This window comes from Erwinia oleae, from assembly GCF_000770305.1.
Lineage (GTDB): Bacteria > Pseudomonadota > Gammaproteobacteria > Enterobacterales > Enterobacteriaceae > Erwinia > Erwinia oleae.
Genome location: NZ_JNVB01000109.1, coordinates 1 through 7,781, shown reverse-complemented (window position 1 = coordinate 7,781; position 7,781 = coordinate 1). Strand labels below are relative to the sequence as shown.

General features: G+C 46.6%; 10 protein-coding genes. 6 read left to right on the top strand and 4 right to left on the bottom strand.

The window, feature by feature from the left end; all coding sequences use genetic code 11:
* Positions 1-568 precede the first annotated feature (568 nt).
* The 6 genes from GS12_RS21405 (at position 569) to GS12_RS21380 (ending at position 3,922) form a co-directional block, all read left to right on the top strand.
* On the top strand, positions 569-1,018 hold the full coding sequence (locus tag GS12_RS21405) for a hypothetical protein (protein ID WP_152601465.1): 450 nt from the start codon (positions 569-571) through the stop codon (positions 1,016-1,018).
* A 112-nt stretch (positions 1,019-1,130) separates the two neighbouring features.
* A complete protein-coding gene (locus GS12_RS21400; RefSeq protein WP_034950682.1) occupies positions 1,131-1,460 on the top strand; it encodes a type II toxin-antitoxin system RelE/ParE family toxin in 330 nt (109 codons plus the stop codon).
* On the top strand, positions 1,441-1,722 hold the full coding sequence (locus GS12_RS21395) for a helix-turn-helix domain-containing protein (RefSeq protein WP_000780222.1): 282 nt from the start codon (positions 1,441-1,443) through the stop codon (positions 1,720-1,722). The genes GS12_RS21400 and GS12_RS21395 overlap by 20 nt, the downstream gene beginning before the upstream one ends.
* Before the next feature lie 376 nt (positions 1,723-2,098).
* Positions 2,099-2,881: a SprT-like domain-containing protein gene (locus GS12_RS21390; RefSeq protein WP_034950677.1), complete on the top strand. Its 783-nt coding sequence runs from the start codon at positions 2,099-2,101 to the stop codon at positions 2,879-2,881.
* A gap of 119 nt (positions 2,882-3,000) precedes the next feature.
* On the top strand, positions 3,001-3,648 hold the full coding sequence (locus GS12_RS21385) for a ParA family protein (protein WP_004178130.1): 648 nt from the start codon (positions 3,001-3,003) through the stop codon (positions 3,646-3,648).
* 40 nt (positions 3,649-3,688) lie between these two features.
* Positions 3,689-3,922, top strand: a complete 234-nt coding sequence (locus tag GS12_RS21380; protein WP_004178129.1) for a hypothetical protein — start codon at positions 3,689-3,691, stop codon at positions 3,920-3,922.
* 37 nt (positions 3,923-3,959) lie between these two features.
* Here the strand turns inward: GS12_RS21380 and GS12_RS21375 are convergent, their stop codons facing one another.
* From GS12_RS21375 to GS12_RS21360, 4 genes are read right to left on the bottom strand one after another with little or no spacing between them, the layout of a single operon-like run.
* Positions 3,960-4,187, bottom strand: coding sequence for a hypothetical protein (locus tag GS12_RS21375; protein ID WP_034950674.1), 228 nt, complete (start codon positions 4,185-4,187; stop codon positions 3,960-3,962).
* Positions 4,188-4,247: 60 nt separating this feature from the next.
* Positions 4,248-4,721 (bottom strand): thermonuclease family protein, encoded by a 474-nt coding sequence (locus tag GS12_RS21370; RefSeq protein WP_034950671.1) that lies wholly within the window; start codon positions 4,719-4,721, stop codon positions 4,248-4,250.
* 36 nt (positions 4,722-4,757) lie between these two features.
* Complete coding sequence (gene mobC / locus GS12_RS21365) at positions 4,758-5,513, bottom strand: MobC family replication-relaxation protein (RefSeq protein ID WP_034950668.1); 756 nt, start codon at positions 5,511-5,513, stop codon at positions 4,758-4,760.
* A gap of 8 nt (positions 5,514-5,521) precedes the next feature.
* Positions 5,522-7,258 (bottom strand): type IV secretory system conjugative DNA transfer family protein, encoded by a 1,737-nt coding sequence (locus GS12_RS21360; protein WP_034950666.1) that lies wholly within the window; start codon positions 7,256-7,258, stop codon positions 5,522-5,524.
* Positions 7,259-7,781 lie beyond the last annotated feature (523 nt).

Sequence of the window (7,781 nt, the reverse complement as noted above, 5' to 3'; positions counted from 1 at the left end):
ACGTATTAAAAGATAAACCAAAAAATAAAAAACATTACTGTTATCCCCTTTAAAAAGTGGATAACCGAACAGCATCGGCGCAAGCGCCTCAGAAATAGCTCCCCACGCTAAAGCGCGGGGCATTCAGAACGGAATCGTGAGAGGGCTAACAGCTCGCCTGTTAGCTTTCGAGGGATTGGACAAATCCGGCCACGCCGGATGCGTCAGCAAATATCGCTGAACGTTTTGGCTACACGCTCGTAAGCGGCTCTCACGACCCGCTTACGCGGAGATACGCCCCAACTGCGGCTTCGCCTTGTTGTGACCACTCCGACCGCGCACAAAAGCCCCTGAGCCGCTTTTAGTGGGTTATGGCTTTGCAGGGTAAGGGATGGATAGGCGATCCATTTCGATCCCTCATTGGTATCGGCGGATAACCCTTAGTGCTACGTGTCATTTCACCTTGCCGCCTTACATGCGCTGACGCGCATCAGTCATGTCCGAAGTAAAGGTTTAGCCCTTTAACCTGTGACATATTTGCGCTACTTTCTTCTGAATAGATAAGCCATTATTTCAATGAGGTTTTAAGGTGAGTAGAAAGAAGAGAAGTGGTGCGAAAATCTCTGGGAATCCACGAAAACGACAAGCTAAGGAAAAAGCAGCCCTGTCCCTCAAATCAGAGGAAACCAGACGGAAAGCCCTACTAATGTCCAAAGAGGGTGAGTGTAAAGATGAAATTCTAAGATTGATGGAGCTTTTCGAAGAGCAACACTCCGAATCTCCTGGATTTCTCTACGATGAAATACCCTATATGATTACTTTAAGTGCAATAGTTATGCATCGCGCAGGCTGTGAATTAAATGACGAACCAGAGAAATATAACATTTCTGAACAGCTTGATTTTCTAGAACTGACACCTGCTATTAGATCAGAAATTGAATTTTTCCTGATTAAAAACCAGATGGATAAACCTGAAACCTGGTCAATTTTTGATAAGGAGTCGGGGTCTGACGCTCAGATGAACGAAAACTCACGCTAACAGGGTAGTGACCGGGTAGCCGCGATAACTGCCAACAATATTAGCTTACAGGTTAATTTTACCTTGCCTGAAATTAGCCTATAGGTTAATATTTATGGGAATGGGAGGTCATATGTTTAGCGTCGTTTATCACCCGGAAGCCAGGGAAGAAGCCACAGCATTACCCGTAAAAATCAGGGTGAAGTTTGACCGTCTCATCGGCAAACTGGAGTATGACGCCCGATTAATGCGGGAGCCGGACACGAAGCCCCTGGGCGACGGACTTTTTGAGATCCGCACGATGGGGACGGACATAGCCAGGGGCATCTGGGTATACCACAAAGGCAATACCATCATCATGCTCCGGGTTTTCATCAAGAAGTCACAGAAAACGCCAGCGAAAGAAATCGATCTCGCCAAAAAGCGGTTAGCGGAGGTACTTAATGAAACTGGTAAGTCATAAAGAACTGCATAACGAGTGGATGCAGGACGATGAATATCGCGCTGCATGGCAGGAAGAAGAACGCAAGGAGAAGCTCAGAGAGCTACTTGCGGAATGGCGTAAACATGACAACCTGACAAAAGCGCAGGTTGCTGAACGCATGGGGGTTACACCTCCGGTTATTTCCCGCCTGGAAAACAACATCACCAAAGCCAGCATCGACACTCTGACCCGCTACGCTCACGCCTGCGGCATCAAAAAACCTGTCATTGCCCTGTACTGAACAACAGCCTTTCGGGGCTGGCCTTTTTGTTTCGGCCAGTCCCAAAATTTGGTTCGCCAAATGCCTTTTATGTTAAATCCACGATTTCTATATAACAAATAGCGATTAGCGCGGTTTTCTCGCTTCAAGGCGTCATTTGCTTATGTGATTTCCGGTCAAACTGGCCGACATTCTATAGTTAAAATTTTGTTAAAAACACGGAGAGCGTTAACAAATTTAACATCTTTCCATTTCCCCCGCATTTCCCTACGAACCGTCGATAATATCACTTTCTATTTTTATATAATTATATAATAATATGACTTCGGTCACGGTGTGGATTGCCGCCAAACCCTACAATTGTATTGTGCAATACAATTCATATGGAGATAGTGTTATGTCCGATATCAAACCCGCAATTAAGGCATACAGTGAGCTTCAACAGGCTTATGACTGGTTCAATCTTTCCCTCTTTGATAAGGCTCTGCCGGATCTGCTGATTACATTACAGCGCGGTCGTAACACCTTTGGTTATTTCGCGCCTGAACGCTTCACAGGGGAATCCAGCGTATCGGAGCTGGCGATGAATCCTGATTACTTCGGTGGCCGTTCGCTGGCCGATACCCTGTCAACACTGGTACATGAAATGGTGCATGTGTGGCAGCATTACGCCCCGGTTAAAAAATGCCGGGGCGGCTATCATGATCGTGTATGGGGCGCGAAGATGGAGGAAGTCGGGCTTATGCCATCAAATACCGGCTTACCTGGCGGGAAAAAGAACGGGCAGCAGATGACGCACTACATTATCCGTGGTGGGCGCTTTCAGAAAGCCGTGTATGACCTGCTTAAAAATGGCTTCTCTATCTCCTGGTATGACCGCTGGTCTGACGGAGCAATTGTTACCTCAAAGATTAACAGCGATATCCTCGATGACTGGCTGGCCATCACCGATGAAAACGATACTGACCTTATCAATCGGCTATCACTGACCGTCAGCAAATCGCGCCCGGAACTCATTCCAGACGATGACGATCTCAGCGTCATGATCAAACCGCCAGTAAAGGGTACTGGCACCCGCATGAAATTTACTTGCCCGGAATGTGGGCTGAACGCATGGGCGAAACCCTCCGCTGTATTGCTTTGCGGTGAGTGTCGATGTGAGCTTATGGCGGCAGAATAAAAAAAATGTATAAACCTATAATTATATTGTTATAGGTTTATATTTACTCTTTTGTGTTGCTGCGCTACACTCAAACAAAATCTATATTTTTCTATAAAAATATTTTAATAGGGGGTTGTATGACCGCTGTTATTGCACTGGCTAACGGGAAAGGCGGGGTGAAAAAGTCCTCGATGTCACGGGCTATCGCTACCGAGTATACAAAGGCGGGATGGGGGGTTCTTGGGCTGGATATGGATATCGATCAGGGGTCTTTCCTGGACTGGGGGCAACGTCGGTTGCGCAATGGTTTTGAACCTCCGGTGACAATTCAGGGATGCGGGACGGTTTCACAGGCGAAGAAACAGATTGAATCCGGGCAATGGGATTTGATTGTCATCGACAGTGCGGCGTATGCCACGAAATCGTTACTCAGCCTGATTGATATTGTCGATTTGCTGGTACTGCCGACAGGGTTTAGCGTGGACGATCTACGAACGACCGTTACGACCGTAAACGCGCTGCGTAACAAAGGACATTCGACAGATAAAATGGCGGTGGTGTTTGCGGGGGTAAGTGAAAGTGAGAGTGAATATCGTGCGGCGCTGGAATACCTGCAACCCTGCGGCGTTCCCGTCATTCCGGGCGCTATTCCTTTTCTGACATCGTTCAGTCAGGCGCAGGATAAAGGGCTTGCTCTTACGGAGTCGCCTTTCCCTGGCCCACGGCAGAAAGCTGATGATGTTGTGCAGGGTGTGATCGACCGACTGACAACGCTTACGCAGTAGTATATAATAATATAATTATATTTATCTATGAGGTGATATTATGGCGAACGTCCCAGCAAAACCGCGCAATACTAAAGGTGAGCCGCCAAGCCAGGCGGATACGGAACACGGCTTTAATCCTACCCGGAAAAGTGCTGATGGCCGTAAGGCACAGCTTAACTTATACATTGATATGGAGCTGAAACGTGAGTTCCGCTCCATTGCTGCGGCCAACGATATGAAACATGGGGAGCTGTTCGAGGCGTACCAGGAATTCTGGAAAAAACATCATTAAGTCACCCGGTATCCCGGCCACTGGCCGGGTGATACCATCACTGAACGTAGCTCTGCCACTTATCCAGTATTCTTTTTTCCAGATCGACGTACAATCCGCCTCTGACCAGGAAACCGACCAGGGCAATAGCGATCAATGCTCCGACTCTGGCGATCCATTCCGCCACTTTGAATGACCAGTATTTCAACGGCATCTCCCGTTTAATGTCACGAATAACCATTGTGTCTATCTTATGGGTCAGTGACTGAAATTTAGCGAATATCATAAGTCCCTCGTCCGTCTAAAAATTAACCTTACCATATCAGAATTATATAAAAATATAATCCTATTTATTATGTTTGCGCCACTTCCACGGCTCCACTGGATCAGATGACGACCACAGCCCGATTTTATGCCGTCTGGCTTCTTCTTCAAGGCGTAGCATTGTTTCGTCACTGGCACGGCCATGATATCGATAAGCCCACGCCATACCCGCTTTAACCTGCTCTGCGTTGATATCGATACCGTCAATCATCAATGTTCCCAGCCAGCGGCCATAACGATCTGTATTGTTGGCTATGACCTCCGTCTGTTTCTGGACGGCCAGCTTTAACAAGTTTTGCTTCGAGCGCTGGCCGAACGGTTGCCCCGATTCCGGGGCATCGATACCGCTAAGGCGAACTTTCATCATTTTGCCATCGGCGAGTACCTGGACAGTATCACCATCGACGACCCGAACAACACGGCCAGAAAAATCAGCCAGGCAAAGGGCGGGGAAAAGCAGGGGCAGAAACACAAGCAAACGAGATCGGCATTTCATTTGTCACACCTTATAAAAATAGATTTATATAAATAATCACTGGCCGCCGCTGGCGGCTGCTTGCTCCAGTTCATCAATGGTGCGGAAAAGAAACATTTCGTGGTTTTTCGCGTCGAACGGCACCGGAACGTTGTTCCTCATTACCGTTTTGATGGAGTCAAACAGCCGGATTAACGATGTTTTGGTTTTGTCATCCGGCATGACATACATCGCGTAGTGCCAGCGTCCGGCATCGCTGGCCGCCAGATGGCTGTTAATGATGTTGATATAGCGTGCGCGGGTTTTCATTGAGCGCTCAGTTTCGACGGCGACGATTGCGCCGCTATCTAACGTGATAATCCCGTCAGGACGATGGCGAACGCCAGGATAACGCGCAATAAACTCCCCCCGATCACCATTAAGCCAGCCTTGCCCGCCTTTCTCTTCCAGTGCAATTCTGACCCGATGATTCAGGAGCCGGTGTTCCAGTGTCCAGTATTTGAGTTTCCCCGGCTCAAAATAACCGGGGAATACTTTATCATCGGGTTTAACCACCATCGCCAGTCCTTGCATGGTGATCCCCCATAGTGATTTTTTTCCGGCTATTACCGGGTATTCATGTTTTATCAGAAACCCCAATGCAACCGCCTTATTCAGTAGCGCATACGTTGGACGGTGACTTTTACCCTTGAACCCAACAACTTTTTTCAGCGTTTTAAAATCGGAGTATGTTTCTTCTTTAAGGAATGTCAGCAATGCAAGCATTTTTCTGTTTGCGGCTTCTTTCCTTTCTGCAACGTTATGAATAAGCATTTCAGCCCTCACAGATTGATTGATGGCTTATGTTCCTGGCTTTCATTTTTTTCCGGTGTGGCTTGTTTATACTCAAATGAAAGAAGTTCGATGTTTTCTTTTTTGACCTGAACCTGAAACATCTTTGTAGCTCTTGGTAGTTCGGTTGACGTAAATACAAAACCAACTTTTTCAGGGAGATTTAAAAACATATTACTGTCAACGTAGTAACTTTCTGCCTGTCTTATCATTCGGTCTGTATCCACTTTTTCCGTTAATGACAAATCAGTCCGTACTTTCCTCATTTCATCATCGACCAGGATAGAGCCTGTCATTTTTGCCGCCCACTCTGCTGTTTCGGGGTTTTGGATTTTGTAAATTAATTTGAATTTGGCGTTTTCAATGATAGCGCCAATAACTGAATCGCCATTTAAATCAGACGGGCAGTCACGCAGATCGTCTATCGCCTGAAAAGCCATGAATATATGCACGCCTTTATCTCGTGCCGTTCCAAGTCCTTCAAGAGCAGGGCGAGAAAGATGATATTTCAACTCGTCGAGGAAAATAGCAACGGTACGCGGGGTGCTGTTTATTCTGTCCCTGGTCTCTGCTATTTGTATCAACCGAGTCAGAATCATTCTTTGTGCGGAAATTATCTTTTGATTGCGCGTTGAACCAATAATGTAGCAACAACCACCTTCATCAAAAACCTCTTTTAAAGAAAATCCTTTGGTGGCATTGATTGAGTTAACTAAAGCAATTTCTTCCAGCTCACCACAAAATGCGGGAACATCTTCACGTAATGACTGAACAAAGTCAGTGTTAAATAAATCACGAAGCGTCATTCCTTTTTCATAAATTGCAGATGTATTTCTGGCTGCGCGACGGTCAGATATACGATAAAAATCTGAAGCCTCCCCTTTCTTAGCCAGGCTAAAGCCAGCGTTAAATAATTCCTCCAGTTGTTCATGAGAGATATCAGCCAGTAAATCAAGCTGGAAATTTAGCTTGTTTAAATTTATGAGTGTGAATTTCTTGCCTGCTTTTTTACATGCTTCCCTAAGTACGTGTGGTGCCCATTCATCATCTTTTGGATCTTCTACAAAAACAGCCTCACCTAAAAGAATAGCCTGATAAAGTAGAACGGTCGCAGTTACGCCTTTCCCGGAACCTGTTGTACCGATAATTGCTGCGTGTTGGGTTTTAAATTCTTTTATGGTTATGTATTGCGGTTGGTCATCTTTGTTTAAGCCAATAAAAACACCTTTCTTTAAATCAATGTAATCGAGTGGATTGTATTCTATGCTGTCGGGTAATAGCTCTTTTACTTTGCGTACATCCGTTCTGGTATTTCTCTCCAGCTTGCTTTTCTTAATTATTCGATGTTTTAGATTGTCAATTTCTCCTGCTAAAAGTCGTCGGGCTGCAATATGAAATATTAATCCTGCCACCGTAAATATTATGGTCATGATCCATAGCGGAACTCTAAACAGTATGTTGTTGTCGAGTGACTTAAAAAAGTAGCTCAACCCCTGAATAGTTAGCGGTGATATGGTGCCGAATATAAAAAAGAAAATTGACACACACGCCACCGACTTTAACCAGAACGGGGCGTTCTGTCTTTCCTCGCGGGGAAGGTGGAATATAAAAGGTAATGTAAGACCTGCGAGCAGGGATAATATTACAGGGCTGTTTTGCAGCCATAAAAGAAAAAAGGAAAATGCATCGGCAAAGGCATTCAGCCTTTGCATCAGGTGGGAACCCATATCTATTTTCTCCATACGAAAACTGACGTGTTGGGCGCAAAAGATGGGAGCAGCTTATAGGAGCGTAACCACGCTCCCATGCGATGCTCCCATAATATGCTCCGATGAACAGGCAAAACGCCCGAATCACGGGCAACGGCGTGTGCCATTACGTTCGGGCTGGACGCCCTCACTGCATGACACATGGGGGTAATGTCCCGGCTGGACGCCGAGCCAAAACCCCCAAGGTCAAAGGCGGCACACCGTCTTGCGCTACGCGCGACCAACCCCTTTAAGACGCTGCGTTTAGCCTATTTTTTCCTCGCAAGCTCGAAAAAATCGGAACGCTGCTTTAAAGGGGTTGGTCGCGCCTAATCGGTAATATCCCCCGCTGGGGCGGGTTATATTACCTGGCTGCGACGGTGTGCGGGGCAAGCCCCCCACAAAAAACGGCACGTGGGCGTGCCTTTTTGCTCGCTGGGGCGGCAAAATTTTTGCGGCTCCCCCCGGCCTGCTCAATTCGCTATGGGCGAATGTTCGCAGG